15 protein-coding genes and 2 tRNA genes are annotated in these 21,764 nt (G+C 58.2%); 3 read left to right on the top strand and 14 right to left on the bottom strand.

Translation table 11 applies throughout. The features are described 5' to 3' along the window. Window positions 1–253 precede the first annotated feature (253 nt). The 6 genes from CRI94_RS12425 to CRI94_RS12400 form a co-directional block, all read right to left on the bottom strand. On the bottom strand, window positions 254–2,737 hold the full coding sequence (locus CRI94_RS12425) for a GAF domain-containing protein (protein ID WP_098076192.1): 2,484 nt from the start codon (window positions 2,735–2,737) through the stop codon (window positions 254–256). A 453-nt stretch (window positions 2,738–3,190) separates the two neighbouring features. Next, window positions 3,191–3,263 (bottom strand) — tRNA-Gly (locus CRI94_RS12420). Between the two features lie 83 nt (window positions 3,264–3,346). Then, window positions 3,347–3,422: transfer RNA gene (locus tag CRI94_RS12415), tRNA-Gly, on the bottom strand. A gap of 145 nt (window positions 3,423–3,567) precedes the next feature. Then, window positions 3,568–4,095: a GNAT family N-acetyltransferase gene (locus CRI94_RS12410; protein ID WP_098076190.1), complete on the bottom strand. Its 528-nt coding sequence runs from the start codon at window positions 4,093–4,095 to the stop codon at window positions 3,568–3,570. A gap of 89 nt (window positions 4,096–4,184) precedes the next feature. Then, window positions 4,185–5,240, bottom strand: a complete 1,056-nt coding sequence (gene asd, locus CRI94_RS12405; protein ID WP_098076188.1) for an aspartate-semialdehyde dehydrogenase — start codon at window positions 5,238–5,240, stop codon at window positions 4,185–4,187. A 46-nt stretch (window positions 5,241–5,286) separates the two neighbouring features. Beyond that, entirely contained in the window at window positions 5,287–6,306 is a 1,020-nt protein-coding gene (locus tag CRI94_RS12400; protein ID WP_098076186.1) for an aspartate kinase, read from the bottom strand. A 324-nt stretch (window positions 6,307–6,630) separates the two neighbouring features. Here CRI94_RS12400 and folD point away from each other — a divergent pair, with 324 nt between their 5' ends. Both folD and CRI94_RS12390 read left to right on the top strand, forming a co-directional pair. Then, entirely contained in the window at window positions 6,631–7,518 is an 888-nt protein-coding gene (gene folD / locus CRI94_RS12395; protein WP_098076184.1) for a bifunctional methylenetetrahydrofolate dehydrogenase/methenyltetrahydrofolate cyclohydrolase FolD, read from the top strand. A gap of 79 nt (window positions 7,519–7,597) precedes the next feature. After that, window positions 7,598–8,734 (top strand): mechanosensitive ion channel family protein, encoded by a 1,137-nt coding sequence (locus tag CRI94_RS12390; protein WP_245846183.1) that lies wholly within the window; start codon window positions 7,598–7,600, stop codon window positions 8,732–8,734. A gap of 35 nt (window positions 8,735–8,769) precedes the next feature. Here the strand turns inward: CRI94_RS12390 and surE are convergent, their stop codons facing one another. From surE to CRI94_RS12345, 8 genes are all read right to left on the bottom strand, one after another. After that, window positions 8,770–9,573: a 5'/3'-nucleotidase SurE gene (gene surE / locus CRI94_RS12385; RefSeq protein WP_098076182.1), complete on the bottom strand. Its 804-nt coding sequence runs from the start codon at window positions 9,571–9,573 to the stop codon at window positions 8,770–8,772. Between the two features lie 65 nt (window positions 9,574–9,638). After that, complete coding sequence (gene panB, locus CRI94_RS12380; protein WP_098076180.1) at window positions 9,639–10,472, bottom strand: 3-methyl-2-oxobutanoate hydroxymethyltransferase; 834 nt, start codon at window positions 10,470–10,472, stop codon at window positions 9,639–9,641. A gap of 291 nt (window positions 10,473–10,763) precedes the next feature. Then, window positions 10,764–11,345, bottom strand: a complete 582-nt coding sequence (locus tag CRI94_RS12370) for an OmpH/Skp family outer membrane protein (protein WP_098076176.1) — start codon at window positions 11,343–11,345, stop codon at window positions 10,764–10,766. A 149-nt stretch (window positions 11,346–11,494) separates the two neighbouring features. Then, window positions 11,495–12,181, bottom strand: a complete 687-nt coding sequence (locus CRI94_RS12365) for an OmpH/Skp family outer membrane protein (RefSeq protein ID WP_245846182.1) — start codon at window positions 12,179–12,181, stop codon at window positions 11,495–11,497. A gap of 102 nt (window positions 12,182–12,283) precedes the next feature. Then, window positions 12,284–14,818, bottom strand: a complete 2,535-nt coding sequence (gene bamA / locus CRI94_RS12360) for an outer membrane protein assembly factor BamA (protein WP_098076174.1) — start codon at window positions 14,816–14,818, stop codon at window positions 12,284–12,286. A 617-nt stretch (window positions 14,819–15,435) separates the two neighbouring features. Continuing rightward, entirely contained in the window at window positions 15,436–16,356 is a 921-nt protein-coding gene (locus CRI94_RS12355) for an undecaprenyl pyrophosphate synthase (RefSeq protein WP_245846181.1), read from the bottom strand. Between the two features lie 262 nt (window positions 16,357–16,618). Continuing rightward, complete coding sequence (locus tag CRI94_RS12350; protein WP_098076170.1) at window positions 16,619–18,043, bottom strand: site-2 protease family protein; 1,425 nt, start codon at window positions 18,041–18,043, stop codon at window positions 16,619–16,621. A gap of 184 nt (window positions 18,044–18,227) precedes the next feature. Beyond that, window positions 18,228–19,457, bottom strand: coding sequence for a 1-deoxy-D-xylulose-5-phosphate reductoisomerase (locus CRI94_RS12345; protein WP_098076168.1), 1,230 nt, complete (start codon window positions 19,455–19,457; stop codon window positions 18,228–18,230). Window positions 19,458–19,824: 367 nt separating this feature from the next. On the opposite strand from CRI94_RS12345, the gene CRI94_RS12340 reads away from it, so the two are divergent. Next, complete coding sequence (locus CRI94_RS12340) at window positions 19,825–21,744, top strand: tetratricopeptide repeat protein (protein ID WP_179862284.1); 1,920 nt, start codon at window positions 19,825–19,827, stop codon at window positions 21,742–21,744. The last annotated feature ends 20 nt before the right edge of the window (window positions 21,745–21,764 follow it).

Genomic DNA, 21,764 nt, shown 5'->3' with positions numbered 1-21,764 from the left:
GGGATCACAGATGGCGCAATTCGAGAATGTCTAGGCAATCCGCGCGCAAAAGCGTATTCCGCCTTATCCAAACCTTCGTTTAAAAGATACTGCACGCGAACCGAATAGCAAACTCGCGGGGAATATTGGCTTGCTCCTTCGGTCCTTTCGGGGCGCGTCTGGGATGGATCGCCCCGTCTTTCTCTCCATCATCGTAGCACCTTTCGTCGTCTGAAACGGGCAAACGCGCAATCAAGCGTGGGATACGCTCGCATCAAGCGACAAACGGCCCGTGGTTAGGCTCGGTCGCCGAACGCGGGAGTGTGACCTCGATCCGCGTTCCCTCCCCTTCCGACGAGTCGATGTGCAGCGATGCCCCAATGACGTGTGCACGATACCTCATACTGTGCAGACCAAGCGCCGACGCTTCCCCTTCCTGAAGGCGCTCGGGGTTGAAGCCCGCGCCGTCGTCCTCCACTTTCAGGTGGATGGATGATTCGGTGCCAACCAGTTCGATGTGGATGTGTGACGGATCACCGTGTGTAAGTGCATTTCGCGTCGCCTCCTGGGCGATACGGTACATCTGTAGCTTCACTTCGTGGTCATCGACATCCGTTCGACCGTCATGATCGTAGGTGCACCTGATTCCGGGAAGACGATCGATCCGGCTGCTCAGTTCGCGGAGTCCCTGCGCCAGTCCATCCCGATCTACCTGGACCGGCATCACGCCTCGCTGTAGATCTGAGACGTGCTGTGCAGCCTCCTGAACGTAATCGATAATCTTGTTGACCTCTCGCTGTCCCCTGGGATCATCATCGAAGTATCGGGACGACAGGTTTTGCGCGAGCATTCGGGTACCAGCAAGCTGCTGACTCACCCGGTCGTGGAGATCATGCCCAAACCGTTGCTGCTGCCGCTCAAGCGCTTCTACCATTCGGCGCTCAAGCACGACGCGATCGGTGACCTCGGCCCCACTCCCCCAGATGCCCTCGATTCCATTTCCGTCGTCCACACCCACGGTGTTGATGACGAAGTAGCGAGATGGCTGATCGTCGATCGACACCACATACTCGTACTGCTGAAGCTCAAATCCAGCCTCCGCGAGCTCAAAAAGAAAGTCCCGATTTACCTCCTTCATGAACTGAGATACAGGAATATCAATCAGCGCCTCCGGTGATGACACGCCAAAGAGATCTGCGAGTGCCGCATTGGCTTCGCTAACGACTCCGTATTCCAAAACATGATCGACCTGAGCCTGCACCGATGCCTCCTCAGGTAGCGGACGCGCCAGATCGATGCGCCAGATGGCTTCGGCGATCGTATCGACAAAGTAGCGATACCGCTGCTCGCTTCGACGCAGCGCCTCTTCCGATAGCTGTCGACGAAGATACGTGCACAGCATATCACCGAGGACGGAAAGGACCCGTGCATCCTCGTCATGATACGGGGCTGAGCCAACCTCATACTCGATGCCAAGGTATCCGAAAAGTTGATCGTCAGACGAAAGGATCGGAACGGCAAAAGTCGGCCCACTCTCAGCCTCCACATTCCGCTCATGCGATATTTTCGGAGACAGAAACCACTCGTACTGCCGGTAGGTGTCGAGGTGGATAGGCTGCCGGGTTACGTCCGATAGAGATCCACTCTGCGGAAAACCGACGACGTCATCGGGCGTGATGATGACGAGATACGCGTACTGCGCCCCGGTCGCTTGTCCGACAATATCGAGCAACTCGTCGAAGTCACATGCATCGGAGGAGACGAGCAACCTCGAGGCGTCGACCAGCGCACGCTCCGCTCGTACGCGGCGCCGAAGACTCAGATTCTGACGTTCGTTTGTTAGCGTGCAAACGTTTTCAGCCGTGCTTTGAAACCAGCACACCGAGCATACAGGCTCATCGGCGTCGTGTATTGGAGTCACATGCAGACGAAGGGAAACCGCGTCCGTCGCTCCGACCGACACATTGACGTCCAGTTCGGTTCCGTCTCGTAGAGCCGCGCGCAAGTCACCCCGACGCTCAACCGGTCGCACGACCGGAATCAGCCCTCCGTTCCGGTTGAGGCCCACACGCGTCTGCCCACAGATGTCGACAAGAGCATCATTCTGATACATGACCTGACCATCGGGGCTCACGACAGCGACGCCCCCCTTGAGCTGGCCAGACGACTCGGCATGCTCGATGACCTGAGATACCACATCCGGAAGTGGCGTCTGCCTGACCGATCGAGACCGGCTATGCCGAATGGCCTCGCCAAAATTCTGAGCCATGAGTTGCAGCACACTGATGCGCCGGCGAGTCCACTCCGCACGAGCGCTGGATGTCTGAAATTGAAGCGTCCCCCACGTCATGTCGCCAACGGTGATCGGCAACGTCATGGAAAAACCTGCTCCCTTCGCCGCCGAATGCTCGCCCCCTTGATCGGGCGAATCGGCTGCCGTCACGGTTTCCTCCGCAGGGGTCGACCAGGAATAGAGCAGTTGGGCGTGTACGCCCGAGGAATCGTCCCGGTGCTCGCGTGTCGCTGTCGTTTTGACATCGCTGACTGCGGCTGCCCGAGATGGCGTATACTCGTAGATGGCAGCGGCATCCGCTCCGACGGCTTGCCCCACCAGGTCAAGCGCGCGCTCCACGGCGAGATGCAGGTCATCACCGCGAAGCAGTTGTGCCGTAGCTAAAATGATGTTGCGCAGGAGAGCGCCGTTCTCTGTTTCCTCCATAGCAGGTAGAGCGGGTGCAGCCGAGCGGTCAATACTCATGGATAGAGTGTGTTGTAAGAGACCCGAATGTACTGGAAGGACACCACGAGTCTCGACTTGAGAAAACGGGAACGATACGATCGATACTCCGCCCGGGGTGCGTTCCAATACGTATTGAAGCGTATGACTTCAACATGCTGCTGAAGAATCAGTCAACTGATGTTGCAAAGCCAAGAACGACAGAAGATCGCTCTCTGTTGCCCCGCCAAATTGCCCGTACAGGCACAGTTCGGCATCATCCTATGGAGCATGCCGGCTCATCCTAAATCATAGGAATCTACTTCCATTCATAAGTCTCTCTTATATTACATGTTTTCATTCCGGAATCCATTACCCCATGCGCTAGCGAATACTCATGGACGGCAACGAATACGACCCGGTAACGACCGTCTAGACAATAAAAAAAGACGACGAAGGACGTTGAATCCTTCGTCGTCTAAGCCGATCTCGCGGAGCGGGTGATGAGATTCGAACTCACGACCTTCTGCATGGCAAGCAGATGCTCTAGCCACTGAGCTACACCCGCTGGAGGCGTCGATAACACCGTAAGCTACATACGTGCGATGCTATCTCAAAAATAAAATGTATACTCTGCCGGGTCAACCGGTCTGGAGCGGGTGATGAGATTCGAACTCACGACCTTCTGCATGGCAAGCAGATGCTCTAGCCACTGAGCTACACCCGCGGATTGCGGATCAAAACGGTACCAAATCGCACCGTCGATGTCAAGTCCGCGCCGCAGCATCACACGATTTGCACGAGCGGCCAACCCGTCCCGTGTGCTGCTCGGTTAAGGGATGCTGCGAAACGCCGCCCCCTACCCTCGGTTCCTAGACGAATCCGATCTTTTTCGTTCCTTCGTCATCCTTGGCATCCTCGGCGACCTCCCTCTCTATCGTGTACGTCTGAGAGAATGCAACGGCGTCCTGTGCTTCCCAGAAGTCTCGTGCACCGCGATTCAAGTCGAGGACGCTCAGTCGGATACGCTCGGCGTGAACGCGGTCACTCCATGCCACAACCGCCTCGACAAGCTGCTTCCCCCGGCCGGCACGCCGATAGTCCGGCTGGACGTAGATCTCATCAAGGTAGACCTCTCCGCGCGACTCGTAAATCGGCGGAGGAGCGGTGCGATGAGCGGTCGCAAAGCCAACGACATCACCATCTGCTTCGACTACATAGACGCGCCGAGTCTCGTCTTCTAGCCAGGCGGGAAAGTCGTTTTTCCAGCGCTCTTCTGCATCTTCCGACACGTCCAGACGGTCGTCGGTCTCCGCCTGCTCATCCAAAAAGTTGATCCACAGCTCCGTTACAGCATCACGGTCAGTTTTGAGCGCGCGGCGTACATCAGCGTAGGCCATACAAACATGTATCGGATGAATGAAAGCGATCGGATCCGGACGCATGCGTCCACGAACAATGTCCGTAGAGCACCCAGGAAGCTTTTACCTCATGCGGACAGGTAGCCATCGCGAGCGAGCAATTCGGCGTTTAGAACCGCACCGCCGGCTGCCCCCCGAATCGTGTTGTGTGACAGCGCAACGAACTTCACATGGTTAACGGGGCATTCCTGAATGCGACCAATCGAAACGGTCATCCCGTTGCCGTTCTTCACATGACGAAGCGGCTGCGGAGCATCCACTTCGTCCATCACGCGCAGGAACGCATCTGGCACGCTCGGTAGATCTTCAGACGTCAGAGGCGACCGGTATGACTCCAGTGCGTCAGTGACATCCGTAACGTTCACAGGCTCAGTGCAGGCGACGGAGATGCACGCGAGGTGACCCTGTCGAACCGGCACGCGATTGCACTGTGCGCTCACGACCATGTCCGCCGGCCTGATTTCGCCATTTTCCAGTTGCCCAAGAATCTTCCGTGGCTCCGTCGCAAGTTTGTCCTCTTCTCCTCCAATGTACGGAATCACGTTCCCGAGCGCATCGAGCGATGAAACGCCCGGATATCCCGCTCCTGAAAGGGCCTGCAGCATGGTCACCTGCACCTTCTCTACTCCGAAGGCGTCAACGAGTGGACGCAACGCGCACACAAGTCCAACCGTCGAACAATTTGGATTGGTGACGATGAACCCGTCAGAGCCCCAGTCCTGGTTCTCGACCAGTCGGGCGTGATCCGCGTTCACTTCCGGGATGAGCAGCGGCACGTCCTCCTGCATTCGGTAATTCTTCGCGTTGGAGATTACCGGAAAGCCAGCCTCCGCAAACGCCTTCTCAACGTCACCCGCAACGGACGAACTGAGGCCCGAGAACACGAAGTCGCAATCCATCTCCGACGGCTCCGTGGTCGTCACCTCGAGCTCGGCGACAGCATCGGGCATCCGCTTTCCGCTGAGCCAGTTGGCCGCCTCCCGGTACGGTTTACCTGCGGAACGCTCCGAAGCAGCGAGAGCCGTGACGGTGAACCAGGGATGATCTTCGAGGAGTCGGATGAATGTCTGTCCGACAGCGCCCGTAGCACCGAGAATCCCGACGTTGAACGAAGGCATAGACATGAGGCAGAAGGAATAGGTCTGGGGAAAAGGGCCGTCCGGTCGAGGGTCAGTCGGCCGCTGGCACTGGAGGTACGATCACGGAAAGGTCGACGCCGGTCGGGAGGATGCAGGTACCACGCGCCTGCGGGCGCAAGATCGATCGAACCTGCATCGGAATACCTGCGTGCACGAGTGGACGGAGCGTTTTGGGGTGCATGCCGAGAGCACCGGACTCCGTTCGCGCGTAGGCCTCTTCCATGTCGATCCGGTCGAGGCGTTCCGCGTTCGCGTCCGTGTTTGGGTCCGACGTGTATAGGCCGTTGACATCCGTGTATCGGGTGAGCGCACCGGCCTCAAGAATCGCGGCGAAAAGCGCGGCCGAATAGTCGCTCCCTTCGAACCCGAGGGTCGTGATTGTCCCGGCTCGTGTCGCACCGATGAATCCTGCTACGACTGGGATAGCCTTTTCGTCGAGCCCGCCATACCAGCGCCGGATGCGATCGGCTGAATCGGTGAGTTGAACATTGGCTCCACCGAACGCGTCGTCTGTAACCACAAGTTGCGTGGCGTCGCAATGGGGTGCGAGATATCCTGCGTCCTGTAGAGCAAGGGTGAGAATCGGAACCGACATCTGCTCTCCGGCCGCAAGCACGGAGTCCCGCAGCGCTGGAGAAAACCCTTCCTCCCGGACGCGCCCGAAAACGGTTCGAAGGCGAGACAGATGATCGTCCAGGATGAGTCGATACGCTTCGAGAGAGTCAGATCGCAGCGCCGCCTCGGCGTGATCGAGATGACGCCGTCGGAGCGTATCGACCAATTCATCGACGACGCCTTCGTCGTGATGATGCGTGGTAAAGTTTTCGAGGGCACCCGAGAGAAGTCGCGTGACCCGCGCGAGCGCAGAGGCAATGACGACGATGGGACCGTGCTTTACCGACTCAGATACCACATCCACCACGGTGGAGAACGTTTCGGGCGAGCCGACGGATGAGCCTCCGAACTTCAACACGGCCACTGGACGAGCGGCAAGAGGGACATTAGACCAGGAGGACGGCGAGATCGGCGACGGCGAAGCAGCGGTGGACATGCGATAAGCGCGGTGGCAGGAGGCGACGTGAGCGAAATCGGGGCGGCCCGGCCCGTTTTCGACTGGACGCGTTGCTACCCAGCGCCGACGAAGAACGTTCCGTTTGCGGTCCCGGGTTCACCTGCTGTCCTCGAAACGATCCGGGCATCTAGATCAAGCGGTACGTAGCCCGTTCATTTCGACCCATTACCACGTCGAAAAAGGGCCCTCCTCAATCACTTTTCGCATCTCTACGGGGAGGAGACGTTTCACACGGGGATAGCTTTTTGTATGGTGTAGAGTGTATTCTCCTCCACCGTCCCATCCTCACCGCTTTCTCCTCCCGTGGCCCAGATTCTCAACGGAAAAGAGCTCGCCCAATCCGTTCGCAATGACGTTGCTGCTGAAGTCCAAGCCTGGACCGACAGCGGACAACGCCCACCCTGCCTCCGCGTCGTCTTGATCGGCTCGAACCCGGCATCGGAAGCATATGTCCGCGGGAAGGAAAAGGACGCCCGCGAGGCCGGCATCGACAGTGAGACCCTCCGATTCGACGACGACATTTCCGAAGCCGACCTGCTCGGGGTCGTGGATCGACTGAATACCGATCCAAGCGTCGACGGCATTCTCGTCCAGCTTCCTCTCCCCGATCACATCGATGATCGCTCGGTGATTGACGCCATCGATCCAGAGAAGGATGTCGACGGGTTTCATCCGGAGAATCTTGGACGTCTCCTCATCGGTGCCCCGTCGTTCATCCCCGCGACGCCATTTGGCATCGTGGAAATGCTAAAGCGCTCGAAGATTGAGACAGAAGGAATGCGTGCTGTGATCGTTGGCCGCTCGAACATCGTCGGCAAACCACTGGCGGCCCTGTTGATGCAACGGGACATCAATGCGACGGTCACCGTATGCCATAGCCGGACCCGCAATCTTGCAGCACACACCCGCGAGGCTGATCTACTCGTTGCCGCCGTCGGGCGAGCCAATTTCATCACAGCTGACATGGTCAAGGAAGGCGCTGTCGTCGTCGACGTGGGCATCAATCGTGTGGACGATGAGTCCCGAGACAAGGGATACCGGCTCGCCGGAGACATCGATTTCGAGGGCGTTCGGGAGAAGGCCTCATGGATCACACCAGTTCCTGGCGGTGTCGGCTTGATGACGCGTGCCATGTTGCTAAAAAACACGATGAACGCAGCCCGTCGTCATGCTGACGTTGTGGCTCCGTAACGCGGCTCTTCTCTCAATCCCGTCGGAGCGTACTCGGACGTATCCGCTGCGCCTGCTTCCCAAACCGTTCTAGTCGTCTATGTTGCCTCAATCTGCCGATACGGCCGCTGCCGACTCGACGTCCGTGCCGTCATTTTTCAATCGAGGGATCTTCACGCCCTTCTCCAGCGGATCCAACGATTCAGCACCAACGGATTCGTCCGCAGTCGCTGATTCGGCCGATTCCAACCCGATGGATCAGGCAACGAATCTGGCTCAGGACTTTGGCGAGTTCGTCATTGACGTGATCCGCTATGCTCGTGCGGGCGACTGGCAGGCGATCGAGAAACTCGTTTACGAAGGCGCTATCGTCGCGGGAGGAAACATTCTTGCCAACGTGGTCGAGGCGCTTCTCTACCTCGTCATCTTGTTCACGATCTACCGACTCGTTGATCGCGCGCTGGCGCGCATCTTCGACCACAGTAGTAGAATTGATGCAGGCGTTCAGGGCCTGCTCATGAAATCATTTCGCGTCATCGCGATCACGTTCATCATCGCGATGGTCTTGAGTTCGCTCGGCGTGAATGTGACGGCCCTCGTAGCGGGTCTTTCGATTGCCGGTATCGCCGTCGGTTTTGCCGCACGTGACTCCCTCGAAAACTTCATCGCCGGTGTCACGATCCTCATGGATAAGCCGTTCAAGGTGGGCGACTACATCGTGATCAAAGATCACTACGGCCAGGTTCACGAAATCACGCTCCGCTCTACGCGTATCCGAAGCGTCCGGAACGAGGTGCTCGTCCTACCGAACACGGAGATGATAACACAGGAGGTCGTCAACCACACGAAGCAGAACACGCTCCGGATCGACATCGAGTTCGGGATCGCGTACAAAGAGTATCCGCAAGAGGCTCGTGAGGCCGTGCTTCCAATTCTGGAGGATGACGACCGCATTCTGACGCGGCCCGAGCCCTCTGTCGTCGTTACGGGGATGGCGGACTCGGCCGTCACCATGACACTCCGCTTCTTCATCCGCGAACCCAGCGAAGAGGTTCCGATGCGATGGGAGTACACCGAAAAGGTTCGCGAAGCCCTACGAGAGGCGGATATCGAGATTCCGTTCCCCCATCGCCAGCTCTTCCTCGACGAAGCTCGCGGCCTCCACGATAGCACGCTATTCAACAAACAGGAGAACGGGACGTCGACCAATCCTTCAGCTGAAGAGCCGGATGCATGACGGCCGGACATCGATCGGATATATCCGCATTGTCCTTACTCTTCCCCGTTCCACTGCCAGTCGCGAATGGATTTCAGGTGCTCGTAGGCAGTGAGATCAAACTGGATTGGCGTGACCGACACGTACCCATTTTCAATCGCCTCTAGATCGGTCTCGTCTCCATCGTCCAGGTTCACGAATTTGCCGGCTATCCAGTAGTAGGGCCGGTCGAACGGGTCGACGCGCGCCTCGAAGCTCTCTTCCCAACGCGACCGTGCCTGGCGGGTCACCCGGATTCCCTTAATTTCGCTCTTCTCGTAAGCGGGCACGTTCACATTTAGGAGTACGCCGGGCGGCAAGCCACCGGCTAACACGCGGTCAACAATCTGTTCGGCAAATCGACCTGCGGCTTCGTATTCGTCTCGAGTGAACGAGCACAGGGACACCGCAACCGCGTCGAATCCGAGAATGGCAGCTTCCGTAGCCGCACTCACGGTTCCGGAATAAAGAATGTTAACCGCCGTATTCGGCCCGCGATTGATTCCGCTCACGACAACATCCGGACGTCGGTCCAGCAGTTGGTGCGTCGCCAGCTTGATGCAGTCTGCCGGTGTCCCACTTACCGCCCAGGCCGGAATCGGGCCGGAAGGCACCTCGAACTCATACCTGTGCGCACGCACCGGATCGCGTACGGTAATGGCGTGACCCACGGCGCTCTGCTCCCGCTCGGGAGCGACGACGCAGAGATCACCATGCCCATCGAGGGCCGTGGCCAGCGCCTGGATTCCGGGAGCATCAATCCCGTCGTCGTTGCAGATGAGAATGAATGGGCGATCGGGGGTTGAATCGGTTGAAGACATGCAGATAGATCAAAAGAAGAATCTCATTCAGAAGTCGATTCCTACAGTCAAATCTCGACAGTAGGTCAGTAGCTTTCGTCTTCACTCGGAAAGTCGCGACTACGGACATCTTCGATATACCGCCCAACAGCACCTTTGATTTCCTCGTCTAAGCGCGCGTAGCGTCTCACAAATCGCGGATTAAAGTCCGTGGTAAGCCCGAGAGCATCGTGCATGACGAGGACCTGACCGTCCGTCCCACTTCCCGCACCAATACCGATGACGGGAATGTCGATCGACTCCGTCACCTTCGTAGCGAGACCGGCCGGGATTTTTTCCAGCACGAGAGCAAAGCATCCGGCCTCCTCTAATCGCTTCGCGTCTGCCAGCAACTGCTCGGCTTCTTCCTCTTCCTGGGCCCGGACTTTGTACGAACCGAAATTGTAAATGCTCTGCGGCGTGAGGCCGAGATGTCCCATCACCGGAATCCCCGCTGTCACGATTCGCTCGATCGTATCGGCTATGACGTGTCCACCCTCCAGCTTCACGCCGTGAGCACCTGCCTCTTTCATCACACGGATGGCGGACACGAGCGCCTCTCTCGAGTTGCCCTGGTACGTTCCAAACGGAAGGTCAACGACGACGAGGGCTCGCTCGATGGCATTCACCACGCACTGAGCGTGATAAATCATATGGTCGAGCGTCATGGGCAGTGTCGTCTCATTGCCCGCCATGACATTCGACGCGGAGTCACCCACTAGCAGGACATCAACACCCGCCTGGTCGAGTAGACGAGCCGACGTGAAATCGTATGCTGTGAGCATCGCGATCGGGATATCGGCCGACTTCATTTCTTGCAGCGTCTTTGTCGTGACGCGAGGGACGTCGGAGGGATTTGGAGGCGTCGTCTGGGTACTCATGGTTTCTGCTTTACGCGATCGAGGCGAGGAACGGGGTGGCAGGAGTAAGCGGGGCGGTGTAACGTACGAAAGATCTCGACTGCCCCCAAATGCGCATGCAGAATCTGTCGGCTCTCCATCCCGGCCATGCGAGCGTTCTGCGAGAACGCGTTCCGCCCAACACGACAGAAAACACGAAGCGCGGGCTCCCCGGTAAGGAACCCGCGCTCCGGCGTCATGCAATATACGATGTCGGGGGAAACGCCCGATCACGTCATGATCCGACGGACATCCCGACCTCGTGCTACAGGACTACGGCGTATCCGGACCCTCCATGTCGACCGTCGGCTCCGGCTGCGCATCGCCTTCCGGCACTTCAATGCCGAGCTGTCGCGCGACGTCAACGGTGATGTCAACGGCCGACTCTGTATTTTCAGAGACGTAGAGAAGGGCTTCCGTCCGCATCACGATGTCAATATTCTGCTGCTCGGAGACATCGCCAATGGCCGTTTGTAGTTCTTCGAGAAGCGGCTGCATAAGCTCCTGTTCGCGCTGAGCAAGCTGCTGCTCGCGCTGAGCGGCCGAACGCTGGAGCTCCTGCTGTTGCTGACGCAGCTCATTCTCTCGGCGAGCCTTTACGGAGTCAGCCAGTAGCGACTGCTGGCGCTGGTACGTCTGTAGACGCTGCTGAAACTGCTGCTGCTCCTGCTGCAGCTGCTGCTGCTGTTGCTGGGCCTCCTGCTGCAACTGCTGCTGCACGTTGGCGTATTCCGGCATGTTGACCAGGATCAGCTGCTGATTCGTGTAGCCGATCTTTTGTGCCTGCGCTGGAGCGGCAAGCAGAAGTCCGCCTACCAGAAGAAACAGGGCAAGCGTTTGTAGTCGTCGGATCATGATTAGTCAGTCGATTCTCGTAAGTACGATCAGGGGTGAAACGGAGGTCCGGTTGAGTTTCGTATCCGGGCTCGTATTCTTCACACGGAGCGGACTCAGCGCGGACAATGCACAATAATGTGCGCGGTCTCATTGGAAAAGGACCGTCTCTAGTTGTTGCGACGCCCGGGACTGTTCCCTTGCGGCTGCGTCCCGTTCGCCGGTGCAGCGTTGTTCTGCTGGCGATCGACATCGACGCCCAGCTCTCGCAGGACGGCGTCGCTCAAATCGTTCTGTTCTCGCGTAAACATGAAGAGGACGTCGCCACTTTGGTCCAGAACGTAATCGTATCCGTCGCTCGTAGCGACTTCTTCGACGGCGACCAGAATGCGTTCTTGAATCGGTCGCATCAGCTCGCGTTGGCGAGCAAACAGCTCACCATTTGGCCCGAAGTAGCGCTGTCGTAGCGCTTCTACTTCACGACGCGCTTCGTCAATCTCCTTCTGTCGCTCTGCTCGCTCTTCGTCCGTGTAGAGGAGCTCGCGCGCCTGGAACTCTTGACGCAGTTCTTCGACACGGTTCCGAGCCTCTTCTATCTCTGCTCGCCACTGCTGCTCGACCTGATCAAGCTTCTGCTGAACAGTCTTGTATTCAGGCAGTCGATCAAGAATGTACTGGGAATCGATATGCCCAATCTTCTGCTGCGCTTGAACAGACGACGGGATGAGGGCGGTGGTCAGAAGTAGAACGAGACATACGCACAGAGCACGTGCCTGGATCGAGCCCCCGTTCGAGCTCTGGCGTGTACCGCTCGTACGAGGGCGCGCTAGACATCGACGAGGTCGGAAATCAGGCACGGTGCGGGTTGTGCAAGTCAATGGAGAACATCGGGCGGAGACTCGCCCCAGCGGCAACAGAGCGCAAGAAACAGCTCAAGGCGAGACCCGGAAGGCGTTCTGCTAGTTAAATCCTCGGCCGAGAGAGAACTGGAACGTCCAGTCCGACACGCCGTCGTCGTTTGCCTCTAGCGGAACGTAGCTATCGAAGTTGTAGCCGTAGTTGACTTCGATCATTCCGACAATCGGTAGGAAGATCTTGAGTCCTACACCAGCAGCTCGGTATAGCTCGCTCGGATTGTAGCTATCAAACCCGATCCACGTATTTGCCGCATCGGCGAATAGGTACGGCTGGGCCTGCAGCTGCTGCGACTCGACGGCTTTCCAACGGAATTCGGCCGTATACTTATTCAGCACCGTACCGCCGATCGGAATCTGTCCGTCGTTGGCACGCGGGCCGATGACGCGGGCCGGGAAACCACGGACGAAGACAGGATCCGTCCCGTAATTATAGCCGCTGTAGTCGAAGGGCGTCCCGCCAACCTCAAAGCGCTCGAAGCCAACATCTTCGCCGGTCAGGGAGCCGATGTATCCGAAGTCGGTTCCGATGCCAAGCGAGAATTTATTGCCCATCGGTAGATTCCAGCGCGTATTCAGGCGCCACTTGTGGTACTGCTGCAAATCACCAATCGGCGGGGCCACCTCGAGCGAGAGCTCCATTTTGGAGCCACTTCGTGGGAAGAGCGGGTTGTCCTGAGAGTTGCGTGTCAGCGACTGGCGAATCGTCACCAGCTGGTTTCGCCCAGGCGGCACCGACGAAATCAGGCCGCGATTCACCGGCTCCGCACTAGGATCGGTGGAGGAGCGGTAGCGCTGCACGTTGTTGTATAGCTGGAAACCGAGCGTCGTGCCCGTGCTGAATTTGTCGTCCGGCCAACCGAGACGCCGCTCGTAAAAGACGGACCCGCTGACTCGCGTGAACCGGCCGTCGCCGACCTCCGTGCGGTCCTGCTGCTGAAAGCGGAACTGGCTGGGTGTGTTGCTGAAGCGCGAGTACGAGATCGACCCACCGAGAGGCGTAGGGCGGCCGCGGAACCATGGCTCGGTGAAGGACAGCGAATAGCTCTGGTAGAACGTACCGTTCGTGCGCACATTCACGCCGAGTTTCTGCCCGTCGCCGGTCGGCAGCGGGCGCCAGGCATCACCGTTGAAGAGATTCTGAATCGAGAAGTTGTTGAACTGGAACCCGAGCTGCAGGATAAGCCCCAGCTGGCGCCCATATGTTCCGGACAGCTCCACCTGGTCGCTTCCGACCTCCTCGACGTTGTAGGTCAGATTTGCCTGCTTGTCTTGCTCGTCAACTCGTACGTCTGGACCCGCTGCCAGCGATTCCTGACTGAAGTACTTCAGCTGCATGAGACGACGAATCGACTCCTGAATCGCGCTTCGGCTGAAACGCTGCCCCGGCACCGTGTACAGCTCACGACGGATGACATGACTCTTCGTCTTGTTGTTGCCCGTGATCTGGATGTCACCGAAGTTATAGATCTCGCCCTCCCGCACATCAAACGTGATGTCGAGGGAGTCATCACCGACAACCCGGACGGTCGGCTGGATGTTGGCGCGCATGTAGCCCTGATCCATGTAGAGCCCCATCACGTCGCTTCCCTCCCGGTTTCCGAGAAGATTTTCCTCCAGTCGCTTTCCATTCCACGGCTCATCCTCCTCCAGTCCGAGACGCTCCGTAAGGGTCCGGTCAGGGAAGATGGTATTCCCTTCCCAGTCGATGTTTCGGACGTAATACTTCTGCCCCTCCTGAACCTCTACCCGAATGCCGATCCCGTCCTCACTGCTGTAGTAGACGGAGTCGCTAACGATCCGGGCGTCGTAATATCCTCGCGCGTTGTAGTAATCAACGACACTTTCGAGATCGTCCTCGTACGCGTTCTCTTTAAACTTCTCCCCTTTCCAGAAGCGCCACCAGCGGTTCTCCTTGGTTTCGTCCATCGCGCCTCGGAGATCGCCATCATCGAACATTTCGTTACCAACGAAATCGATCGTCTCGACCTCGACTTTCTCGCGGCGATCAACCTTAAACGTAAGGTTTACGCGATTGTCCGCCGTCGTCGTTTTCTCAATATCGACCTCCGTCCGGAGATACCCTTTCTCAGCGTAAAAGGCCTTGATCTGTTGCTTCGCGCGTTCCGTATCCGACGGACGCACCGGACGTCCAGAAAGGAGCGTTATTTTTTCTCGCAAATCGTCTTCGTGACGACCTTTGATTCCGGTGAAGTTGTATCGCCCAAGGCGGGGCTCCGGCGTCACTTCGATGACGAGATCTACGTTCCGGCCGGTCGTTGATTCTCGGTAGATACGGACGTCCGAGAAGAGTTGCAGGTCATAGATGGATCGGATCGCGTCGGCAATCCTTTGCCCTGCTGGCATCTGAACCTCCATCCCACGAGCAAGTCCGCTCGTTTGCGAGATGAACGTTTGCGTCTGCTGGTCCTCGACGCCTTCGACCCGGATGTTGTCGATGATAAACGTCGACGCCTGTGCGCCGGGCGAACTCTGCAGTCCTCCGTTGGGGACTTGCGCTTCTGCCGGTACGACCCAGAGCAGAATCGCTAGAACGAGGAGGAGGGAGCGAAATCGCATGCCTGGAAACAAAAGGTGATCGGGTGACAAACGAGAGAGGGTCGCAGGGACGACCGCCGGCATCAATTCAGATTGGTACAAAATGCCGGGAATAGGACGATTCGACCTACGTCAGGGTATCGTTCAAGCAACCCGGCGGGAGGTTCGCAGTTTCGAAATGGACACCGGCTAAACTACGTTCAACGGCGTCTATTGCCATCGCCCCACAAAGTTGTTCCAGCCTTCACGAGCGCATGACGGTGGAGTCGGCGCCCTGCGGATTAGTTTGAACGCAGGTGGGGCGTCGTTATTGTCTTATCCGCTTCGTTTTCCTCAAGTCGACCCCGTCACAACGAGAATAGCTACAGGGCGCTGGCCGAACGAGGCCCGCAAGCGCTAGCCAATAGACGAAAGAAATAGACGAATTACCCTACCCGTCCAATCGCTGGGCGAATGGCGCTTCGGGCGAGGACATCGACAGACTAAGAGGCCCAATACTACCTCATTCGAGCTGTGCGCAGCCCCCCAGGGGCACGTCCTCCGGGGCGTGGAACCGCTTCACGTTCACCTGCTTCACGCGCCTGGATCCGGCCCGGTTTGCCCGCTCTCGCTCATCGAAGCACGGTTTGTTCGGTCCGTTAAGACGACGGAAGCACGTCAGGAGATGAGATGGTGGCGTCCGATGACGCATCGTTCGGGACCGCACCATCCCCAGATGTTGACTCCGTCGGCGCCTCGACGCGGCCAAATCGCCGATCACGATCCTGATACGTTCGAATTGCTTCGTACAGCTCGTCCGAACGAAAGTCTGGCCAGTAACAGTCCGTTATATACAACTCGGTATAGGCGCTCTGCCAGAGCAGGAAATTTGAAAGACGGTATTCCCCACCGGTCCGGATGATCAGATCCGGGTCTGGCATGCCAGCCGTATCGAGATAGCGAGCAAAGAGGGCTTCGTCTACGGCTTCCGGTTCCAACTCACCGTCGCGAACCTTTCGAGCGATGTCCCGAACGGCGTCGATGATTTCCCACCGCCCGCTGTACGATAGTGCCAGCGTCAATGTCATTCCATCGTTGACCGACGTTTCTTCTTTGGTTCGGTTCAACGCGTCACGGCATGGCTCGGGGAGTTCTTGCAGGTCCCCGATCGTGTTGAGCTGTACGTTGTTGCGCATCAGCGTCTCCCGCTCCTTCTCGATCGTCCGAACGAGAAGCTCCATGAGCGCATTGACCTCGAACTCGGGACGGTTCCAGTTCTCGGTGCTAAACGTGTACAGCGTGAGGTAGTCGACCCCGACGTGCGCACACGTTTCCGTCACGTCGCGAACAGACGAAACGCCCTCGTAGTGACCGTAAGAGCGGTGCTGATCCCTGCACTGTGCCCAGCGGCCATTGCCGTCCATGATGCACGCGATGTGCCGAGGGACCTCCCCTCGTTGACGCAACGCCTGCTGCTCGCGAACATCGGCAGCCGAGCGGGTGTCTTCGGTGGAGACTTCTTCGCCCGCAGACTTGGAAGCGGACGAGGACTCAGGTGTGGACATCGATTCGGAAGCCATCCTTTTTCGATAACGTGACAGGTTCTTCTATCCCGGCCTGCCGCAGACACGCGAAGGCCTGCACGACCAGAGCGTCGCGTTTTTCACGATGATACTCGCAGAGACCGGAGCGAGTATCGACTTTACAGATTAAAGGTATCGCTACCGAAGATCAACGCTGCCACGTGGAGGTTCGATCAACTGTGTGTAACTTGCAACATTTCTACCCCAAACGAAGCGGGTGGACGAAAAAAACCACAGTGGACGTTGCCTCCGCTCTGCCCTACAGACGCATCAGGTCGTTGAAAATCAGGAACGTGATGAACGCCAGGAGCAGAATCATGCCGATCTGCTGGGCCATCAGGCGGAAGCGCGTTGACGGCTCACGGCGCGTGACGATCTCATACAGCAGGAAGATCAGGTGACCACCATCCAGCGCCGGGATCGGAAGGATGTTCATGATGGCGAGCGTGATCGAGAGAATCGCTACGATGCGCCAGAACTGGCTCGGGCCGGCAGCTGCGGCAGAACTGGTAATCTCGACGATTTTTACCGGTCCACCGAGACTGTCACGCGGATCGTCTTGTCCCGTGATCACACGCTTCAGGCTGAGCACGGTCGTGCGCGTGAAATCCCACGTCTGGTTGGCGCCCGCCACAACCGCACCGGCCAGCGAATACGGCTCACGCTTTACCTCGTACGCACCCGAAATCGGGCCAGCAACACCTATTACGCGCTGCCCTTCCCGATTCTGCGTCGCAAGTGTCGCCTCGTATACGGTCCCATCGCCGAGGCGCTGCACCGACTTCGCATTCGCCGGCACCGCTTCTACCGAGTCGGCTCTCAGCCATTGGATCTGCATCGTGTCGCTCGGTGCCGTATTGACGCGGTAAATCAGCTCCTCGAAGTACCGCACCGTGTCTTGATTTACTCGTACGATCCGATCTCCCGCAGCCATTCCGACGGAATCAGCCGGATACCCCTCCGACACCTGCGACACTGTGGGCGGATCGATGCCGATTCCGATCGCCCGGCCGCGGAGCTCAGGACGATCCGAATTGTTCAAGCGTGTCACCTTCCGGATGATCGAGTCCCGCGAGATCGCAAGCGGAACGGTCTTTCCGTCACGCTGAACGGTGAGCCGAAGCGTATCCTTCTCGACAACGGAGTTGAGGTTCATGAGCGTGCCGAAACGCTCGACCGGCTGCCCGTTCATCGACAGTACGCGGTCGCCGGTCTTCATGCCCATGTCATCGGCAACCCCGCCCGGCACGACGTACACGTGCTCCACCCCGTCCATCGGAATGTATACGTCGCCCTCGCTGAAGCTAATGCCTGCAAAGATGAGCACAGCGAGGATGGCGTTGAAGATGACACCCGCCGTGATGAAAATCATTCTCTGCCACACGGGCTTTGCGCGGTAGTCGTGCGGCTCAGGCTCCTGGTGGATTGCATCGGTATCCAACGATTCATCGAGCATTCCGGATACACGCACATACCCACCAAGCGGGGTTGCCCCCACAACGTACTCGGTCTCACCGACCGTCTTACTAAAAATCTTAGGCGGAAAGCCGATCGAGAATTGTTCGACGCGCATGCCAAAATACTTGGCGGCGAGGAAGTGGCCGAGCTCGTGGATAAATACGAGCAGACCGATCCCCAGAATGACCCAGAGCGCCGAGGTTACGAAGCCGAGAATGGTTTCCATGCAAATGCTACTACAGAGGTGAGACAAACAGGTGCAGACCGTTTCGACACGAATACGGCGCTGCCGGAAGACAAGTTACACGTCGAACTCCCGCTCGGGAGCACAACAGTCAAAACGTGGACTCGCTGCCACCGAATCCAGATCGTCGGTTCAGACAGCTAGAGTCGCGTAAGTGCGGTGCGGTTCAATCTGCGGTCGGTTGTGTGAGTTCCTTTGTTACTCGCCGGGCCTCTGCGTCAACCTCCTTCAACGCATCCAGCGAGTCGACCCCAGGACCCGCGACATTCTGCATCGCTTCCTCGATCAGTTCAGGAATGAGAGTGAACGGGATCTGTTCATTCAGAAAGAGTTCGACAGCAACCTCGTTTGCGGCATTCAGGACGGCCGGAGCCGTGCCTCCTTGGCGCAATGCATCATAGGCGAGCCGAAGACACGGAAAGCGATCGGTGTCCGGCATTTCGAAATCCAGCGAAGCGGTGGCAGTCCAATCCAGCCGTTCATATGGCGCAGGCCAGCGATCAGGATACGTGAGCGCGTACTGAATCGGCACCTTCATGTCTGGGACGCCAAGCTCAGCTTTAATCGATCCGTCGGAAAATGCTACCATCGAATGGACGATCGACTGTGGATGCACCAGCACCCGAATCTCCTCCGGAGACAGATCGAAGAGCCATCGGGCCTCGATCACCTCGAGCCCCTTGTTCATTAACGTGGCAGAGTCGATCGTTATTTTAGCGCCCATATCCCAGTTCGGGTGGTCGAGCGCTTCCTCCTTTGTAATCTGATCGAAGGAGTGTTTGGGCCGCTGTCGAAACGGGCCGCCACTCGCTGTCAAAATCACCTCTTCGACGGAGCCGAACGTCTCGCCAGCAAGGCATTGAAATATCGCGGAGTGTTCGCTGTCCACCGGTATCATCGTGCTTCCGCTGGCGTCCAGCGCACGATTGACCAGGTCACCGGCAACGACCATGGTCTCTTTGTTCGCAAGCGCAATTCTCGCACCGGTTTCAATTGCAGCCAGCACGGGTTCAAGCCCGGCAAACCCGAGGATGGCTGCCATGACGACATCTGCCGGCTGCGACGCCCCCTCGCAAACGCCCTCGGGACCGGCTAGTACACGTATTCCCGTTCCAGCCAACTGCTCGCGACACGATTCGACATACGCAGGATTGCCGACGGCGACGCAGGATGGCTGAAACTCTCGCGCCTGCTGGACCAGGAGATCTACATTTGACCCGCAGGTCAACGCACTTACAGTAAAGCGCTCGGGGAAAAGGCGAAGCACCTCCAGCGTCTGCCGTCCAATCGACCCCGTGGAACCAAGGACGGTGACGCGCTGCGGATCGGAAGATGAGGACGCCTCCGAACCGGCATCCGATGCAGTGAGACGAGAGACCTTGTCGGGATCGATCATGAGCGAGGCAAGAGATTACTAGTAACGGAGGTCGTACGGTCGGGCAGCGACGCTGAACGACGGAGGCTCGTCAATTTTGAAATATGACGCCGCACGCTGGTCGACCGTTCGCTGCTTTGAAAAAGACCAAATCGATTCCGTGGAGCGAGATGATCTACCGAACAAACATGACGAAACGGCCGCATCGTATCTGAGAAATAGAGGAAACGCGCATGCCGGCCTCTTCGTACGCCTTCCAGATTATCTCACAGGGCGCCGTGCCCGATCGCCGCTTCGAGGATGCCTTCGATCAGGCGACACGGATGCTGCACTCTCCTCCTGTGAGGATACAACGAGGACGATCCCGTGTAAACGAATGGCCCGACGCGTGACAGCATTCTTCCCATTCTTCACGGCTTTACGGCCGGGCATTCAGCGTACAGTGCGTTTCTCCACGGTCACTGCCGGACTCCTTATCGCGCTTGTGATCGCGGGGCTGGGACCGAATGCGGTGAACGCGCAAAGTAGCGATGCTGAAAACATGCAACGCTTCCAGCTCGCCGACCAATTCATGCGAGCGGGGCAATACGATCGCGCGATTCCAATTCTCGAGGACCTGTACGCCTCCGCGTCGGACAATGCCGCCTTTTATATGAAGTTGAAGGAGGCCTACGAAAACGTTAAGCAGTATGACGACGCCATCCGCCTTGTCACGAAGCGCCTGGAGAACTACAATACTCCGATGCTGATGTCGGAGAAGGCACGACTACAGTATCTCGCCGGTCGCGAGGACGAGGCATACGATACATGGGACACCGCCGTATCGCTGGCGCCGGAGCGCTCGAGCACCTACCGAATTGTCTATCAGGCGCTGACGGACATTCGCCGGTTCGACCGGGCCATCGATATCCTGAGTCAGGGACGGGATGCGCTTAACGAGCCGAATGCGTTTTCAATCCAGATTGCCTACCTCCACAGTCTGGTCGGTAATCACGCAGAGGCGATGCAGGAGTACATCGCGATCCTGGAGCAGGACGCCGCGCGGCTCGATTTCGTACGAAGCCGCCTCGAGCCGTTCGTGGAACAGGGGGAAGGTCTGGACGCGAGTATCGAGGCGCTACAGCAAGCGGTCCAAGATGCGCCGCTCAACCGCGCCTATCGCGAACTCTTGGCCTGGCTTCACATCGAGAACGGTGACTTTCGCGCCGCCTTCGACGTGTATCGCGCCATCGATCGGCTCGAGAAGGAAAACGGCGCGACTCTCTTTCCTTTTGCCCAGAAGGCAGCAGATGCGGGCGCCGTGGCCGTCGCAACGGATGCATATGAAGAAATCCTGGAGCGTCATCCCGACGCCGCCGTCGCCCCCGCCGCCCAGCTCGGACTTGGAGACATGTACCGGAAACAAGCCCGCGACGCCGATGAGCGCGCAGTGAATGCCTCGGGAGAACGTGTCGAGGCTCCACTCTACAAGGCCGCCCGTGAGGCATACGAAATGTTTCTGGAGACCTATCCCGGGCACTCCGATGTACCGTCGGTTATGCTTCGACTCGCGCGCCTCGAACAGGACGTATTTCGGAATGACGATGCCGCAGAAACACGACTAAATGAGGTAATTGACCGCGTGCCTGGTAGCGAGACCGCCCAGGAGGCGCGCTACGACCTCGGTCGCCTGGAGCTTCAGCGCGATAATCTCAACGACGCTCGCCTCACGTTTTCCCGGATCGTCGAACAGGTTCGCACAGGAGACCTTGCCAACCGCGCCCGATTCGAACTCGCCCAGATCGACTTCTATCGCGGCAACTTCGACGCTGCTGAGACTCAACTCGATGCGACAAACGAGAACACCTCCGCGGACGTGGCAAACGACGCCATCAAGCTCGGCGTGCTCATCCGCTCCAACCGTGGTCCTGACTCGACGCACACTCCGCTGAAGCTTTTTGCAGAGGCCGAGCTTCTGGCAAGGCAGCGAAGCGTACCCGCAGCGACAGCCCGGCTCGACTCGCTCCTCGAAACGTACGGACGGCACTCCCTGGCCGACGATGCCCGAATGAAACGAGCACAGCTCCTGCGGGACCAGGGGCATACGGCGGACGCCGCTGCAGCCTTTGCCGAACTTCCGCTGATTCACCCTCGCAGTCCGTACGCTGACGAAGCTCTCTTCGCCGCGGGCGCCGCATATGAGGAGCTTGGCGACGTGAAGGCGGCCGTCAAAGCCTACAATCGGCTCCTGGAGAACCACGGCGGGTCCATCCTCGCTGCCGACGCTCGGTCTCGCCTCCGCGTTCTGTTTACCGAACGTGACAGCTAGACTGCAGACGCACCACCTTT

The sequence above is a fragment of the Longibacter salinarum genome (assembly GCF_002554795.1).
Lineage (GTDB): Bacteria > Bacteroidota > Rhodothermia > Rhodothermales > Salinibacteraceae > Longibacter > Longibacter salinarum.
This window is presented reverse-complemented; position numbering and strand designations above follow the sequence as displayed.